This window comes from Thermofilum sp., from assembly GCF_038871435.1.
Taxonomy (GTDB): domain Archaea; phylum Thermoproteota; class Thermoprotei; order Thermofilales; family Thermofilaceae; genus Thermofilum; species Thermofilum adornatum.
Map to the genome: position 1 here is coordinate 21900 of NZ_JAVZIC010000009.1, position 16009 is coordinate 37908.

Annotated in this window: 14 protein-coding genes; 6 read left to right on the top strand and 8 right to left on the bottom strand. The window is 48.1% G+C overall.

The genetic code is table 11. The features are described 5' to 3' along the window. Positions 1–428: 428 nt before the first annotated feature. From QXT17_RS08960 to QXT17_RS08970, 3 genes are all read left to right on the top strand, one after another. Positions 429–953: an NUDIX hydrolase gene (locus QXT17_RS08960; protein WP_342814474.1), complete on the top strand. Its 525-nt coding sequence runs from the start codon at positions 429–431 to the stop codon at positions 951–953. A 5-nt stretch (positions 954–958) separates the two neighbouring features. Further along, positions 959–2407, top strand: a complete 1449-nt coding sequence (locus QXT17_RS08965) for a hypothetical protein (RefSeq protein WP_342814475.1) — start codon at positions 959–961, stop codon at positions 2405–2407. 62 nt (positions 2408–2469) lie between these two features. After that, positions 2470–3150, top strand: a complete 681-nt coding sequence (locus QXT17_RS08970) for a hypothetical protein (RefSeq protein ID WP_342814476.1) — start codon at positions 2470–2472, stop codon at positions 3148–3150. Between the two features lie 68 nt (positions 3151–3218). Here QXT17_RS08970 and QXT17_RS08975 read toward each other — a convergent pair whose 3' ends face one another. The 4 genes from QXT17_RS08975 to QXT17_RS08990 form a co-directional block, all read right to left on the bottom strand. Further along, positions 3219–3560 (bottom strand): PaREP1 family protein, encoded by a 342-nt coding sequence (locus tag QXT17_RS08975; RefSeq protein ID WP_342783850.1) that lies wholly within the window; start codon positions 3558–3560, stop codon positions 3219–3221. 227 nt (positions 3561–3787) lie between these two features. Beyond that, positions 3788–4492 (bottom strand): SDR family NAD(P)-dependent oxidoreductase, encoded by a 705-nt coding sequence (locus tag QXT17_RS08980; protein WP_342783844.1) that lies wholly within the window; start codon positions 4490–4492, stop codon positions 3788–3790. Between the two features lie 58 nt (positions 4493–4550). Further along, positions 4551–6656, bottom strand: a complete 2106-nt coding sequence (locus tag QXT17_RS08985) for a glycoside hydrolase family 113 (protein WP_342783845.1) — start codon at positions 6654–6656, stop codon at positions 4551–4553. A 40-nt stretch (positions 6657–6696) separates the two neighbouring features. Continuing rightward, on the bottom strand, positions 6697–7554 hold the full coding sequence (locus QXT17_RS08990) for an endonuclease III domain-containing protein (protein WP_020961753.1): 858 nt from the start codon (positions 7552–7554) through the stop codon (positions 6697–6699). An 89-nt stretch (positions 7555–7643) separates the two neighbouring features. On the opposite strand from QXT17_RS08990, the gene QXT17_RS08995 reads away from it, so the two are divergent. Further along, complete coding sequence (locus tag QXT17_RS08995; protein ID WP_020961754.1) at positions 7644–8375, top strand: radical SAM protein; 732 nt, start codon at positions 7644–7646, stop codon at positions 8373–8375. 126 nt (positions 8376–8501) lie between these two features. Further along, positions 8502–10223, top strand: coding sequence for a hypothetical protein (locus tag QXT17_RS09000; RefSeq protein ID WP_052886974.1), 1722 nt, complete (start codon positions 8502–8504; stop codon positions 10221–10223). A 46-nt stretch (positions 10224–10269) separates the two neighbouring features. Here QXT17_RS09000 and QXT17_RS09005 read toward each other — a convergent pair whose 3' ends face one another. From QXT17_RS09005 to QXT17_RS09015, 3 genes are all read right to left on the bottom strand, one after another. Then, positions 10270–10665 carry a PIN domain-containing protein gene (locus tag QXT17_RS09005; protein ID WP_052885479.1) on the bottom strand — a complete coding sequence of 132 codons (396 nt, stop codon included), beginning with the start codon at positions 10663–10665 and terminating at the stop codon, positions 10270–10272. Continuing rightward, complete coding sequence (locus tag QXT17_RS09010; RefSeq protein WP_020961757.1) at positions 10643–10879, bottom strand: AbrB/MazE/SpoVT family DNA-binding domain-containing protein; 237 nt, start codon at positions 10877–10879, stop codon at positions 10643–10645. The genes QXT17_RS09005 and QXT17_RS09010 overlap by 23 nt, the downstream gene beginning before the upstream one ends. Before the next feature lie 144 nt (positions 10880–11023). After that, complete coding sequence (locus tag QXT17_RS09015; protein WP_020961758.1) at positions 11024–13165, bottom strand: transaldolase family protein; 2142 nt, start codon at positions 13163–13165, stop codon at positions 11024–11026. A 134-nt stretch (positions 13166–13299) separates the two neighbouring features. On the opposite strand from QXT17_RS09015, the gene QXT17_RS09020 reads away from it, so the two are divergent. Continuing rightward, entirely contained in the window at positions 13300–14544 is a 1245-nt protein-coding gene (locus QXT17_RS09020; protein WP_020961759.1) for a serpin family protein, read from the top strand. Between the two features lie 21 nt (positions 14545–14565). On the opposite strand, the gene QXT17_RS09025 is transcribed toward QXT17_RS09020, so the two are convergent. Continuing rightward, positions 14566–15690: an inositol-3-phosphate synthase gene (locus QXT17_RS09025; protein ID WP_020961760.1), complete on the bottom strand. Its 1125-nt coding sequence runs from the start codon at positions 15688–15690 to the stop codon at positions 14566–14568. Positions 15691–16009: the final 319 nt, after the last annotated feature.

Genomic DNA, 16009 nt, shown 5'->3' on the forward strand with positions numbered 1-16009 from the left:
GCCAATCAAGACGTAGATTCATTAAAAGCCTACATTTTGCTTTGAACTTGCCCAAGTCCCAATCGCGAAAGCCATGGGACAAAACCTCAACAAAAACACATCATCCTCATTCTCGGTATCCCTGCCCCAGAGGCCAGAACACTCATTAGTCTTCACAAGACTACCCTCTCCAACAATAGCTATAATCTTGTCTATTCTTCCCAGTGTATGAACTAAAAGTTATTTATGAAAGATACAACTAAGAAAGAAATGAAGGTCTAAAAGAGAGAATGTGTTAAATGACTTGTTGTTTCAGGGGGAAATTAGAACTAGGACTGAGAATGAGTTTGGACTGTGTTTTATTTTTGAGCTCTAGATGCTTGCCATTGTATGAAAAAGTATAAGTCTTTAGGGGTTTCTTTAGGCTGGTGTCCTGAGGGGTGGTGTTGGTGTCTGGAGAGCCGAAGATCTTGCGGGACGTTTTGCTTGCTTCTGGGAGGCGCGTGAAGCTCTATCGTAGAATAGTTGAGGCCGATGGGAAAACGTTTGAGAAAGACCTCGTTGTATTTGGGTCTAGTGTGGTGATTGTCCCGGTGCTCGGTGATGGGAGAATTGTGTTTGTCAGGCAGTGGCGCGCCTCTATTGCTGGTTGGGTTCTCGAGTTGCCTGCTGGGAGGGTGGAGCCCAGAGAAGACCTGCTGGAGGCTGCTAGCAGGGAGCTGGTTGAGGAGACTGGGTTTAGGGCTGGGTCGCTTAGCGTCCTGGGGAGCTTCTATGTGGCGCCCGGCTATAGTGACGAAGTTATAAGTGTGGTTAGGGCTGACGGTCTGGTGGAGGGCCAGCCGCGCCCCGAAGAGGGGGAAGTGCTTAGGACTGTGTTTATGAGGCCTGAGGAGTATCTTGGATTGCTGGGTAAGGAGACTCTCGACCTCAAGAGCATCGCGGGTGTTCTCCTGTACATGTCGACTGGGTGAAGGGTTTGGGGTTGAAGACTTCTGGTCTCCTCTTTTATGCAGAGAGGATATACAGCACTGTTGCCGGCTTCCTCTTCATATTGCTGGTCACGAGGAATCTCTCACCCGAAGAGTTCGGCGCCTGGAGTGTCTTGTCTTCTATCCTTACATATGCTTGTCTAGCTACTTTTACGAATTACTGGGTTACGAGGCTCAGGGCTAGGGGGTTGGTAGAGGCTACTACTAGCGGCTTAGTGCTTTCCCTCATTTTTACGCTTGTGGGTGCGGGCGCCCTCCTAGTGCTGATGGATAGGATAGCTATTGAGTTCAGCGTCCCCGCGTCTTCACTCTTCATTATTCTCTTCTATGTGCCAGTCATTTATCTGAACTCGACTATCTATGCGAGCCTCTACGCTGTCAGCCCCTCGCGGGCGGCCATCTCAGAGTTCCTCTTCGAGACGGGAAAAATCGTCGTTGCAGGTGCCTTCTGGTTGGCTGGGAGAATAACTCTGAACACGGCCCTGCTGGCAGTTCTTGGCGGCCACATCTCCCAGTTTCTGTATCTCTTTACATCTATGAGGAGAGACTTCACCGTGAGGCCGAGGAAAGAAGTTGTGAGGAAGATTTTGTCCCTCTCGATATTCAACGTTTTGACCCAGCCCGCTTCTCTTATTGCGAGCCTCGACGTGCCGCTCATCTCATATGTCATAGGAAACCTTGCAGTGGCATACTATACAGTCGTAAACACTTTCTCAAACCTAGTCGCTTATTCCTATGTCCTCGCGAGGGGGCTTCTTCCCACGATGTTGCAGACAGACGAGAAACATGTCCATTTGAGGAGTATAGAGGAGTCGCTAAGGCTTGTCCTTCTATTAGGTGTCCCTTCACTTGTAGGCGTACTGTTCCTCGCCCCGAACCTCCTGTACCTCTTTAGGCCTGAATATGCACCGGCTGGCGATGTGCTCAGGCTCGCATCTTTCTCGGCCCTGATTGGAAGCATTAGTGGTGCCCTAGGCGACGCGTTGCAGGGGATAGAGAGGGCTGACATAGAGGGTAAGCCACTGAGAGAAGTAGCTCGATCGCGGATATTCAAGGTGTTCATGCTTGGCTACCTAAGGCTAGCGGTCGGCTTCCCAATTCTCATCGGGATAATTACAGCGATAAGGGACCCGCTGGGGGCAGCCTTATTTGCAAGAGGCGCCTGGCTAATGGGAGACATCGCGGTACTTATTGTGCTGGCCATATGGACCCGCAAACTCGTAGACTATAGAAAGATGGGGACAATAGTTCTCAAGTATCTCGTGGGATCGCTTCCAGCGGCGACCGTTGCGTGGCTCATAAATCCGCTCAAGATAAGAGAAGCACTACTTGCCGTGACCCTTGCGGGGGCCATATACTTTGCTATCGTATACTTGTTGGACTCATGGTTCAGGAGACATGTGGCCATGCTATTATCACGCCTGAAGAAAGGTTGACGTGGTCTCTCTATTCTCGTGAAGCCGCTGGATATATTATCGACCATGTTTCCTTTTTACATATGGCTAGCTCTAGGGAAACTGTCCTCATCGTTGCCGTGCTTGCTCTAGCTATAGCTAACCTTGTCCTAGTCTACACGTTGCTGGGATACGTTAAACCCGAGAAAAAGATTGCCCCTACACCTTCTCCCGCTACAAGCATAGAGGATACCACACAGACCACTAGCCCCGAGAGAAATGCTACCTCCAAAGTCAACAATACATCTGCCGGTAGCCAGCTAAACGTTACAAGAAACGAGGGAGCCAACAAGACCACATGTATTCCTCCAGTAAATCGGACGAAGCAGTACACGTACAGCCCGTACAACTACTTCCTCAAGCTAGAAGTTGTAAGCGGGCCCGACTCCAATGTAACGGCTAAGCCATCACTGCCAGCCAATCTTGTCGTTTCAAACAGCTACATAGACAGAAACAACTATTCCAGCATCTGTGAGGTGACGATGAAGACAAGTATGGAGATGGGCACCGCATACATAAACGTGACAATGCCGCTTCCAGGCGACAAGTGCTACACCGTGAAACCCGTACCAATAAACATGACCGAGACATCTGCCTACTACAGGCTTGAACTCGTTCCAAGCCTTAATGGGACGTGTGGCTACTGTGCAAAATATACACTGAAGATATATTATTTGCCTCCGGGACATTACCTAGTCACAATAGGGCCACTCTTAAGAGGATGACACTATTACCTCGAGTCTAAAAGGAGAAGCACGAAAATTATTATGTGAAGCCGGATTCCAACTGGTGGTCACGGCTTTTTGTTCTTGCTGAGTATTTCTTTCACATAGCTCAGCAACCACTTTGCATGGTCGAGGTCGCCTCTTATGTCTTCTGTGCTATACTTCGCCTCGTGGAAGCCCCATACGTGTATATCGTATGCAATTGCCCACACGTATTCAAGCCTAGGCTCGTCTAAAAGTCTTGAAAGCCTGCGGGCGGCTTTGCCGAGGAGTTGTGTCCACCATCTTCCCTCTTTTGTGGCTGTTTGGTACTCTGGCGTATCCAATAGTTGGGCTAGCGTCTTGATGGATTCCTCTACGGCCTTATACAGCTTTTCGGAGGCTTGTATTGGGTCGTTTTTGGTATATATTCTTCGGCTTCCCGGAGATAATTTTCAGCCAATTCGAGTCTGGCTTCTAGTGCAACTTCTGGGTCTATTTTCAGCGAGGAAAGTATGAGGTCTGTTATGTTTAGCCCTCTTTTCTCTATTTCGCGGAGTATTTTTTTCGGGTATGTAGACTGTTTTTTGTATTTTGCCGTGAAGAATAGTTGCGAATAAGATTTATGTCTTTCCTAACTTATTAGGGCAGTCTTCTGTTAGAATACTTCTGGGAGTTGTGGCCCAAGGATCTTTAGTATGGCTAGGTATACTGGGACAAAGACCTCCTTTTTCTTTTTCTCTATTGCCTTTATTATTGCTTCTGCAACTTTCTCAGGCGGCTCTCCCCTGGTCGCCTCTGGGAGACCGGCCCTTGGGTGGAAGTTCGTGTTTATTAGTCCGGGGTAGACTTGTACGAGATTTATCCCTTTCTGTCGGAGCTCGTTTCTTAGGGCTTTCGAGGCGTAGTGTAGGGCTATCTTTGTGGCTCCGTAAAGGGGAAGCTGTCTCATCAATACGAATATGCCTGCCGTGACGACATTTACAACTGTTGAGCCCTGCGGCATGTAGGGGAAAAGGGTGTTGATTAGGAGGAGCGGGGCTACAAGGTTGACATTGACCATGCTTGTTATTTCTTGCTGTGTCATTTCTGTTATTTTCTTCTTCTGGCCGTAGCCTGCATTGTTGACTAGCAGGTCTAGGGGAGAAAAGCTACTTGCTACTTTGTCTTTAATCTTCTCGATGTTCTCTGGGTTCGAAAGGTCAGCGACCATATAAGTAAAGCCCGTATATTCTGATGCTAGTTCCTTGAGTTGCTCCTCGTTTCTGCCTATGCCTAGAACCGTGTAGCCTTTGTCGAGTAGCCTTATCGCGAGTGCTCGGCCTATGCCTGAAGATGCTCCCGTCACGAGCGCGTTCGGCATGTTTTGCACCGTCCACTCAAATATTAAGGAGTTATATTGCTAACTTTTTGTCGTTTCCTTAGCTCAATTGCGGTTCAGCCTTTTCCTGTGAAGTTTCCGCCCTTTCGTTTTTATTTTGTCTCTTGGATCTAATGTACAAAAGGGAAACAAAGAGAAGAAGTAATACTAGTAGGATGTTTATTGTAAAAGAGTAGCTCAATGCTGTTTCTGTCCGTGAAAGCTCTACGGCCAGTTCCTTGTACTGGGCTTGGAGTTTGAGCAGTGCCTCCATTGTGTCCATGTAGTCGTTTATCACTTGTGAGAGCCTTGTCTGCAGGTATGTACAGTTCTGGAGGCTCGACTCGTAGAGTGACTTATATGTTTCTACGTCCAGAATATATTTTGTCGCGTTCTCTATGCAGGACTGTAGGAATGTTTTGTAGGCTTGGAGCTCGGTCTCGTTTACGCATTTATTGCTTTCTAGCTGTTGTTGGATTGAAAGCAGTGGCACATATTTCCTGAAGACTTTTTCAGCAAGTTTACCTAAGACATTGTAGCCTGTCTCATCCTCTTTCCAGGAGCCCTCGTCCCAGTAGAAGAAGCCGTTTATTCTTCGCGACTCCTTCAAGAAGAATATCTCCCACAAGCTTGCCTGGGCCTCTTGGTCTGGTTTCCCTCTTCTCTGCCAGTCCCACGGCTGGAGACCCGGGTTTTCCACGCTCCTGTACCCTATCTCTAGGAATACGACTGGTTTCCCGTAGAGGAACACCAGTGGCTCTATTCTTGTCTCGTGCATGATGTCCCAGCTCGTAATATTCAGGATTGGGTAATACGCATCTACACCTATGAAGTCAAGCATGTCGGTAAATATCGTGGCCTCGTGTCCCCAGTTGGCAGAGTAGCTTATTGGTCCACCATACTTTGTTTTGACCTCTAAGATGAGGGTGCGCCAGCTGGGGTCGGCCTGTAGCATGGAGAGCTCTGTCCCAATGATATAGGCATCTACGCTTTTTTCTCGAGCTATTTCCGCATACTTAAGGAGTATAGCCTCGTAGCTCTTGAACCAGGAGCCCCTATTTGGCGGGTTTACCTCTCCGCTCCAGCTATTTTTGACGTTTAATCCTATTCTTAGGAAGACCTTGAATCCCCTCTGTTTAGCAGAGTCGATGGCGTAGCCCAGCTGGTCGTCTGGGACTGTTACACTGGAGGGGTGGATAACGCTAAACACCGGAGAGTCCATCTCATAGTAGACTGTGTACTGGACACTGTTGAATCCTATGTCCTTGAGTTGGTCTAGGAGGTTTTCGAGCCATCTCTTTTGGAAGTCTCCCCATAGGGGCACGTTTACGCCGAGAAAGTACATGGATGCGTTAGACGGTTCAGAGAACGGGTAAAATACGTTGCTGTCCTCTCCGTAGTCTTCCTGTATCGCTACCGCGCCGCATCCCCCATATATGTAGGTTAAGGCGTCGTAGCCAATCATCTTGTTGAGGGGACTCGTAGAGGCCTTTGTGGATACTATGCACCACGTAGACGCATTAACAGCTTTGGCGGCGCTTGCCATCTTGTAGTAGTGGTCGATGTATTCCCACTTTTTCTCCCCATAACCGTAGACCGCGCTTTCGATCACTATTTCCACGCCTGAGAGATTAAGTGAGACGCCTCCTACGGGGCCGAAGACGTCATCTGGGTTCCAGAAGTTTATCGCTACCCTCATGTTCTTGCTCTTGACGTAGTCTATGAGCTCTTTCTGGTGTAGCCTAGCCTGCTGCTTGTTCGAGGCGACTCTTCCCACTAGATAGTCGAAGCCGAACTCGTCGAGGAATATGCCAGCTACGCCCATGTCTGTCCATAGGTCTATCCTTTTCTTTGCTTCGTCTAGTGGCAAAGTAGACTGCACATATCCGTAGAAAGTCGCCCTTGATCTCTGGATAATCTTCAATGCGTTAAGGTGGTCTGGATGTTCAGGCGACTCTAGCCCTGCTCCTAGAACTACAATGTCGTATTTGTCGAAGAGTCTTGCAGCGCCCTGTATAGTAGTGCTACCGTTGAAGAGGCTCGGGTAGCCGTAGTAGATAAGTAGCTTTTTTGGCTTGTTCTGTGGAGAGACAGAGGGATAGCCATATGCTATAGCCATCGCTATAATTATTACAGCGATCAATGCAAGCGATACAATCCTAGACATTTACCCCACGGGGTCTTATATTTAGAGACATTTAATTATCTTATCTGTGCCAATTTTCCCGACAATGCCCTACAAAGGGACATTCTCTACATTTTTGGCGGGAACAGTAGGTCGTGCTGTGATGATAAAAGACTGTTTGAACCCAGCCTGCAATTGTTCCATACTCGTTGCCAAGTTTAGCCCTCAAACAAGTGTTGTACGCGGGGCATTCCCCGCAGGAATGCTTTGTGCACAGCTCTTTTCTTGGTGGGCTTCCCGCTATTCCAAGGCGTCTAGCCATTCTTAGGGCGTGTCTATCTATTGGCGTAGCTGAGGGGTCTATACCTGTAAACAGTAGGTATGCATCTGCAGTTTTGGGTCCCACATGGTCTAGCCTCAGAAGCGCCTTTCGTGCCTCCCAAGGGTCTTCCAAAGGATAAACGTTTTCGACATATTGCCTGAAGACACGGTTCAACTGTCTTAGCTGGAAACTTGTCCCGAACTTTGTAAAATCTAAGCGGAGCAGTTCTTCTATGTCGTCCTTTTCGAAAATCCTTTCTGTCCATTTCAGGACATTTGTTTCCCAAGAGGTTGTGCGGCTCAAAAATACCGCGATGAATATTAGGTGTCGGTCGCTGGGACTAATAGCAAGCCCTAGATCCCTATGGGCATAGAACAGTGACCCGGCTCTCTCTACTATTTTTTCTTTTCCGAGCCAGAGTCCACTCCAGTGCCTCAGGTCAAGTGTATCGCAGTCCTCGCAGTATACGTTTGCACCGTTTTGCCATAGCTTTGCTCCTTTGCCTTTCCCGGCAATCTTTACGTATTTTAATCCACGGCGCCGAAAAAGTGGCCTTATAAATGAGGGTTTAAGCGTTTCTTCCAGGCTGAAGCCTTCCCACGACTGAATGTAAATCATTTCTTGCATGAAGGAGGGGGGCGGGGTTTATATTTTCTCTTCCTGGGCAACAAACTATTTTTAGGTAAAGGCGCATGGAAAAACTGTAGATGTCCACACATAGCGACGCTCGGCAAGGCTATGACCCCCTAAAGTTGGGAGAAGCGGTTCAGGCGCATGTAGTGAGGGGAGACGAGAGGAAATATTATCGGTTTAGGGGTGGCAAGTGGTATGGAGGCATCGCTACAGCGTACTGTGTCGGCTGTAACTTGAGGTGCGTGTTTTGCTGGGGCTGGAAGGCAAGGGACAACTTCAAGACATATGGAGACTACTACGGGCCAGAAGATGTCTACAGGAGGCTTGTAGGTATAGCATCAAGGAAAAATTATAGGTATGTTAGGGTCTCTGGGAACGAGCCGACCCTTGCGTGGAGCCACCTGCTAAAAATTCTCGAGTATTTTGACCAGGATGGCCGCTTCCGCTTTATCCTCGAAACGAACGGCATCGTTATCGGGGCAGACAAGTCCAAGGCGAGAGACCTTTCAAAGTTCGGAGTGATCCACGTCAGGGTTTCACTTAAGGGTACAAACGAGGAGGAGTTCCAAATGCTTACAGGTGCAGGGGGCGAGTTCTTCAGCTACCAGCTAAAGGCTCTTGAGAACCTCCTCAACTATGGTGTAAGGGTTCATCCAGCTGTGATGTTCTCTTTTTCTAGTGATAAAAACGTCGAGGAACTAAAAAATAGGCTTGCCAATATCGATAAGAGGCTGGTAGAAGAATTCGAGGAAGAATATGTCTTTCTATACCCTCACGTTGTTGCACAGCTTGAGAAATCAGGCTGAAAACCTAGAATAGCATATGAGCCCAGCAATATCCCTGAGGAGCTGGTTTGAATGGTGTTGTCAATATAGTCTATATTGTTAAAGTCAAGTTTAAATAGCTCTTCATAAATATAATGTCGAAGAAAAATGAAAAGGCGGAATAATTGGAACGCACAGAGAAGAGTTGCCGGAGAAATGCTTCGCAATGTGCTTCGGTCTAATATACTCGTCTGGACCGGTATACTTGTATCAGTTGCCACGATGCTCTTTTCTAGCTGGCTTTCTGTCTTGCCGTTAGTCCTGCTAGCACTTGCTCTGAGCATTATGGCATCTGAGAGACGGGGCATAAACTACAGGTTGCTCGCTTTTCTGCTGGGCCTCGTTTCTTTCCTTGTGGCAGTATTCGTATTTGCTACCATTCCTCCACTTTATCTCTCTTGGATAGCCTTTTTTGGCTTTCTCTTGGTTCTATCTGCTAGGAACTCGAAGATCCTCGTGGTGTTCATAATCCTCTTGTTTGTAATCCTGCCTCTTCTTGTAGCCTTCAGGGAGTACCTGACGGTTTCTACCTACAACATTGTAAGGGTTGGCTCCCCAGAGGAGCTGAAGACCCTCTTTAATAACCCGGGCTCTGTCGTCCTCGTTGGACACGCGATGGCCGATGCGGTCGCGCATACACAGCTTTCCCCCAACGAGAGGATAGCAGAATGGGAAGAAGTGGTCATAAACGGGACTCCTTACTGGATATTTGCAGTTACACCATTAAACACAATTGCGCAGAACTATGTTAGCAAGCTTATACTTGTAGATGTCCAGACAGGAGAGACTAAAGCGATACCCGTCCACATGTCGGTTGGCTCGGGACTCTGGCTTACCAACAGCATTGAGCTGAGAAGCTTCCTCTTGAGTAGCCAGCCAATAGGAAATACCTACCCATTCATCCATGGAGGCAAGCCCTACTTCGCCGCATGCGTGAATAGGCTTGCAAATCTCGGACTCTCAGAGTACCCAGGCGAGGTATACGTGTATGACCAGGACGGAAACCTGAGAAGGTCTCCCCAGTTCAGCGGAGACATGTCTATGCCTGAGAACTATGACTGGGAGTACCTAGACTGGTACGTTGGGAAGTGGCTCTACTATCTCTCTAGCCTGTCGCCGGTCTCCCACTCTTTCTTCTCGAGGGGGTTCCTATGGATCCCAGCGAGCCAATACAGCCAGGACCTGCTCAACATGACTCTACTGTTGCCTGGAAGAAGCGGCGACACTGTCCGCGTGTATTTCGGCGTTAGCCCCAACAACCCGAACAGCATAGTCTCGATAATCATAGCAAACAATACAGGTGTCTATTATTATGACGTCAAGACATTGGGAATCTACAGCCCATACTACGTCCAGTCCCTAGTGCAGGCAAAGCTACCAGCGATAAGCGGGGGACACCTATACTCAAAATACGCACAGCTAGTCTACTCCAATGGCTACCTATGGGTTATACCCATATACGCCCAGACAAACGTGGTCTCCCTCTGGGGTCTAGCCCTAGTTAACGCGACAAGCCCGTCCGAGATGAGCATTTACCAGTATTCGCCCAGCTACGGGTCCTACAAAGACTTCCTAGCAATGGCGCTCAGCTTAGGCACAGGTCAAATAAGCCATCCGACATGCAAAGTTGTAGCGGGCAACGTGACCCGCTTACTACAGTTTGTCTACAAGGGCGACACCTACTTGGTTCTCGAGGTTAACGGAAGACTACTATACGCGACCCCAGACATCGGCATCCAGGAGTTTACGAGGCTCCTCACAGTCAAGACAGGCGACCAGGTGAGGCTTTGCGTCAGCGATGATAGGATTGTCCAGGTTTTTAAGCCTTAGTTAAGCAAGCAACTTCAATGGATCCTTTTTTCTATAATATTCTAGGTTATGGTATTATGTGTAGCCCACTCCTAGAGGCGAGTTTTCTCAGCTTCTTGTCATAAGTTGCAAGTGCGCCTTCACGGAGAGCAACACTGAACACGATATAGTCGTTCAACGTCTCTAGCGAAGCTCCCTCTTCCAGCATTCTACCTATGCCTCTCCGCACAGTTTCATAGTCCTCACATATAAGCTCAAAATCTGACAACTCCTTCATCTTGAGCTCTAAAAAAGAAGGATTACCTGTAAGCCTGGCAAGTACCCAGAGATACTCGTAGAGAACAATGCGAGGCACTACTACCTCGTTTTCTTGGAGTACCGCGTAAGCCTCTTTATGATGCTCGCTGTCCTCGAAAGTAGCATACACAAGAACATTAGTGTCAACTACTACTCGATGCCTCATCCAGAGCCTCCCTGACTATCTCATCGATGTCTTCTGGGCTTAGACTTCTGCCGAGCCTAAGCGTAGTCCACCTCCTCCTGTAAGGTTTCACGAGAATTACTCCGCCCTCTTCGTCAAGCTCTACTTCGACGTAGTCTCCCTCCTTTATGCCAATCCTGCTTCTTATATCTGCTGGTATAGTAATCTGGAAGTTCCTAGTAACTTTAACCCGCATAGTAAAAATATGTAACATCTAATAAATAAATCTTTCTAGTATAAAGGAGGAAAATAAAACCTTTCAACAAAGCAGGAGGGCAAAGATAGTTGCCGTGCTAAATGCGGAAAACTAGCAAGCCGTTCTAATCTAAATTTTCACATCTTACAATATCTCTCGGGCTTTCCTGATGCACTCTTCCCTGAATGCATTGTAGGCCTCTGTGAAGCCTTTCATTGTCTTTGTTCTCGAGCCGAAGCTGGCCCACTCGTTTGGCTTTAGGCCTCCTGTGCCCATCTCTTCTACCCCATAGATTCCGACCTCTTTAAGAGTCTTTGCAAGTTCTGGCGTGAGCTCGTAGGCCTTCCTGAAGTCCTCGATCGTCAATAATGTTTCTAGAACTTCTGGGCTGTGTTTCCTGGTTATTGACCAGTCGTAGTCCTCGAGTCTTAACCCTTTTTCGGCGTACTCTAGGTGGACGTTGAGCTGGTGGTTGGGAAACTCAGTGTTTGTCATGTTTCTCCTGGCTAGTGTTAGGTATGTGTCGGAGGGCTTTCTCTTTGACGCTGGTAGGACGTCTATGCCTCTTAGAACCTGTTCGGCTTGCGTGGGGTTGATGCTGTAGTTCTTGACGAGGTAGCTTATCCATTTTGGATAGTTTTCGTCGCTGAAGAATATCCACCAGACTCTTTGGGCCACAAGGGTTCCTGCGAGGCTGATTGCCTCCTCGTATCTCTTCAGGTAGGCCATGACCTCTTCTAGCGTTTTCCCGTGGGTGCCTGCCTTTAGTAGGAAATCGGCTAGAGCCTCGCTTGCAAGGGTCCTTATGTATGCCTGGCTAGCTGTCAGGTAGGCTTTTTCCTCCAGGCTAGACGCCTCCACGCTGTATCCCCAGCCCGTCGGTGCACGCCATGTTTTGCCTGGCTCCGCCCCGGGAACCCCGAGCCTCTTTGCCAGCTCTGCTAAGGCTTGCTCGGGCTGCTCGAGCCTTCTCAGCGCTTCTAGTATTAGTTCGGCCGCCTTGGCTTCTCTTAGATGTGCCTCGAGCCTGCCACCCATGTTTGTCTCGTATACTTTGGTTAGTCTAACTCCTCTCTTCACTGCTTCTGTCCTCCCCTCTATTTTGGCTAGGATGAGCTGGACCTCTTGGGAAACAGTAAACGTGACTGTGTTGTTTGTGCCTATACCGAGGCTTTCAAGCCTCCTAGTTATCTCTATGGACGCCTCGCTACTACCTGCGACCTTAAACACGATGTTGGGTCTTCCTCTTTCCAAGTGGCTTGGCCATCCCCAGAGCAGGTACGCGTCGTATCGCCTAAAGTAGTCTTCACTTAGCTGGTAGATCCTCATTGCGTCTCTCAGGCTTCCCTCAACATCATCAGCAACGTTTGGGTTTAACTGGTAGCTGACCATCCCGTCCTGAAAGTCTAAGAGATAGGCGGCTGGCCTCAAAACCTCCATGTTAGGCCATAGAGCAATCAGTGTAGCTGCCATGGCCAGGGCGTCAGGGTCTTTTTCGATGTTTTCGACTAGTTCTGGGTGCTTCTTGAGGTAATCTTTGAACCTGTCCCAGAGAGAGGGGTCGTCCTTGTAGGCCTCGGCTGCAAGAACGGGATTCGTGGATACCTGGACGAAGCCCATGTGCCTGAGCCATCTCAGTCCAAGGGCGTAGTCGTTGCCGAACCTGCATAGACCCAGCTTAGACATCTTGTAGTATGCGTTGGCTTGGAGTTCTCGTACAGCCTCAAAGAGGAAGCTGGATGCAGGAAATGCTGGGTCAATTTTCTTCTCTATTTTTTCAGCCATCCATGCAAGCATGCTCTTTGTTTTTGGGTTGCTTGACATGACCTTCTTCATGTCTCCCAGAATGTGGTCGACAATGTACTTGGCGGATACGGGCTCTGCTACCTTACTTCTCTCTTCTTTTTCTAGTGAGGAAACTTCCTCCCTGATAAAAGACAGCGCCTTGACTCGTTCCTTTTCAGGTATTTTTGCCCAGTCGGCCTCTAGTCCAGCGGTGTTTAGGGCTATTTCTATTAGAAGCTGGTAGATCCATGCCCTCTTTGCAAGCTTTTCTTCGCTACTAGCCGACTCCAGTCTTAGAAATTCTAGGTGTGCTTGCCTGCATACTTGACCAACGATTCGCGAGTACTCGCCGATTGTTGCAGGATTTAGGATGTTGTCGGCTCCCAGCTCTGGGTATCCTTTTAGTGCTAGGTACACAGCAAGAGAAGAATGGTCATGTGTAGGTGGGACTGTGGGGAGTTCTTCTCGGTATAAAAACGGGGGGCTTTTAGGACTCGACATGTGTAGGTTTTCTTATACAACTGCATATTATCTTTTTTGGCAAGACTTATATGAAGGGCTGTACAAATCCTTGAACACATGTGTCCAATACGTGGCTTAATTAGGCTGGGCTACCAACTATTTCTTGACAGAAAATGCAGAAACCAAAAAGATATGTAAGGATCGCCGCCATACTACTTTTGTTTGTTGCAGTAGGAACAGGGATAGGAATGTTACTCACAAATAGGGGGCAACAGTCCCAAACCCAGATACCGAGCCTTCCATCTGTTAAAGCTAGCCCAGTAGAGTCATACACGGGCTTCGCCTTGAAGTTCGCGCTACTGTCTGGTCTTGGAGACAAAAATACAGCAGTGTCGCCTTACAGCGTCTACCAGGCGCTGTTAATGCTGACCGAGGGATCCGCAGGGGATACAAGGTCAGAACTGCTAGGTGCTCTCCAGCTGTCTTCCCAGGCTGAGGCTAGAGAATGGTTTAGGTCAAGCACCCAGAGGTTCCTAAGTGTCCAGCAACCAGCCAGGACAGCTATTGCGAACAGTATTTGGATAAGGGAGGGCGTACCCGTAAAGCAGACCTACGTGAATATCCTCAGGGAATATTATCTTGCAGAGGAATACTCTTTTAGCGAGCCCTTAGACGCCACAAAGAGAATAAACCTATGGGTATACGACAAGACATACAGGCTCATAGACAAGATAATAGACCACCTTGACCAGTCCGCGATTATAGTACTCGTAAACACGGTTTACTTCAAGGCAAACTGGACAACACCTTTTGAAAACACCTTTAATGATACTTTCAACTCGCCTAGGGGGCCCGTAACGGCCACATACTTATCGGGTACAGTAAATGCAAAAGTGTTGGAAACTGACAGCTACATAGCTGTTGCGCTGGGCTACGTTGGGACAGATATAAAGTTTGTAGCTATAATGCCCAAGAAAGCCGACCTGAAAAGCTTTATGACGAAAATCTCCGAGAAAGATCTACTAGGCATATTTACTGAGCTTATGAAGAAAGAAGACGAAAGAGTCAAGCTCGTACTGCCCAGATTCGACATAGACAGCGGCATTATAGAGCTTGTACCCCTCCTGAAACAGATGGGCATAAAGAAGGTATTCGACCCAGACCAAGCAGACCTCACCGAGATGCTTGACACGAGCAAGCTCGCTGGTAAAGCATTTGCCAGCAATGTTTTCCACAGGGCTAGGGTAAAAGTAGACCTTTACGGGACAGAGGCGGCAGCCGCAACAGCGATCGTAATCAAGGTTACGGCTGTTCCGGGAGAACTGAAAACAATAAGGGTAGACAGGCCCTTCGCATTCTTCCTGGTAGACCCCTCTACAAACGCCATCCTCTTCGCTGGAAGCTACGTGGAGCCTTAAAAATTATTTTTCTCTTTTACTCTATTTCTTTTTCAGCTCCTCGGCAAATGCAACCAAATCATAGTAGGCCCGTATTTTGGACACGTGTCTCGCACCCATAGGGCCGGGACGCTTCATATAGAACCTGTTAACCTCTGGGAGGGTTCCATACAAGCCCTTCTTCAATGCGAGGAAGCCGAGACGGGCAAGGTCAACAATGTATCCTGCGAGCGCCGGGCTATCATTTATACGCATGTTTACTACGAGCTCGTCCATGAAGCCGCCAAAGCTAATCCACTGCATATGCATGGAAACAAACTTCTTGTCTCCTAGCGGCTCTAGGTATCCCGTAGGTCTAATATAGTGGGGAGGGTCGTAGCCTAGAATATCCTTTAAGAAGCTTGACTTTGTCTTCTCCTTGGCATCGTTCCTGTCTGGATCCATCAGAGCGAGGAAATCAGTGTTGCCCCCAATATTGAACTGCGCAATTGAGAGAATCTTCCTATTCCTCTCCTTCAGATGTTCAGCAAGATCAATAGTGAGAGGGGTTGCTCCGGTTGCCCCATCATCTCCTAGGACGAGAGACCTGCTTTGTTCTGCTCTCTTAATAAAGCCGGGGCTCCCAGCCACGTATGCCGGCTGAAGGTTAACATGGGCAAGATTGCCGCGCCTGAGCAACAGGTAGGCATATACCTGTGAATGTGGCAAGATGCCTTTGAGGGCTTTTTCCTCTGCTTCCTCCCAGGAGAGTACAGGCTCAGAGTAAACAGTGCTAGTAACATCTATAACAACGTCTGGCTTAACATCGTCTAGCCACTCCTCGAACTTAGCATAGGCGTCTCCAAGACTCCTGCCCGAATCGAGGGACTTAACCTTCAAAAAGCTGGGTGTACTCCTAAGAGCTAGACCCGGCGAGACATAGATATCCCTAAGCTCCGGCTCGGGCTCCAGCCCATACATTTTAGCAACTTCATATAGGCTTTTGCCGACCTTCTCCTCATCTACATCGATACTCCCCACAATTTCGAGGTCACTGATGCCTATGCCAAGATCTAGATTCCCGAGAGGAACCCCAGAAGGCTCAAGCTTCCCTGCCTTAATCTTCGAAAGCCCCCATGCAAAAATAGTTGCCACATATCCCTGTCCAATCAGCGCCACTCTGACCATATTATTTCATAGTTATGAAATAGTTTATAAATATAAACTTTTTTCCCTTGCAATACCTATTACAGTAACAAGAACCTGGATAGGCCTAAGCCCAATGTCAACTCGACTACCAACAGTATATACCTTCAGGAAATATTATCATATCCCTACTTATAACCCGTATACCCAAAAAACTCGAACAGAAAATCCAGGAAGTTGATACTTAATTGAAGTGACGAGATAGGAAAATTATAATCAAGCGGGCAGACGAGGGGACCCGACAAAAACACCTAAAAGAGTACATCGATGTGTTCAAAAGGAACCGGTAGAGTTGAAAAAG

Coding starts and splice junctions, on each gene's coding strand:
- QXT17_RS08970 (WP_342814476.1), top strand. CDS start 2,470: ATGGCTAGCTCTAGGGAAACTGTCCTCATCGTTGCCGTGCTTGCTCTA.
- QXT17_RS08980 (WP_342783844.1), bottom strand. CDS start 4,492: ATGCCGAACGCGCTCGTGACGGGAGCATCTTCAGGCATAGGCCGAGCA.
- QXT17_RS08985 (WP_342783845.1), bottom strand. CDS start 6,656: ATGTCTAGGATTGTATCGCTTGCATTGATCGCTGTAATAATTATAGCG.
- QXT17_RS08990 (WP_020961753.1), bottom strand. CDS start 7,554: ATGATTTACATTCAGTCGTGGGAAGGCTTCAGCCTGGAAGAAACGCTT.
- QXT17_RS08995 (WP_020961754.1), top strand. CDS start 7,644: ATGTCCACACATAGCGACGCTCGGCAAGGCTATGACCCCCTAAAGTTG.
- QXT17_RS09000 (WP_052886974.1), top strand. CDS start 8,502: ATGAAAAGGCGGAATAATTGGAACGCACAGAGAAGAGTTGCCGGAGAA.
- QXT17_RS09005 (WP_052885479.1), bottom strand. CDS start 10,665: ATGAGGCATCGAGTAGTAGTTGACACTAATGTTCTTGTGTATGCTACT.
- QXT17_RS09010 (WP_020961757.1), bottom strand. CDS start 10,879: ATGCGGGTTAAAGTTACTAGGAACTTCCAGATTACTATACCAGCAGAT.
- QXT17_RS09015 (WP_020961758.1), bottom strand. CDS start 13,165: ATGTCGAGTCCTAAAAGCCCCCCGTTTTTATACCGAGAAGAACTCCCC.
- QXT17_RS09020 (WP_020961759.1), top strand. CDS start 13,300: ATGCAGAAACCAAAAAGATATGTAAGGATCGCCGCCATACTACTTTTG.
- QXT17_RS09025 (WP_020961760.1), bottom strand. CDS start 15,690: ATGGTCAGAGTGGCGCTGATTGGACAGGGATATGTGGCAACTATTTTT.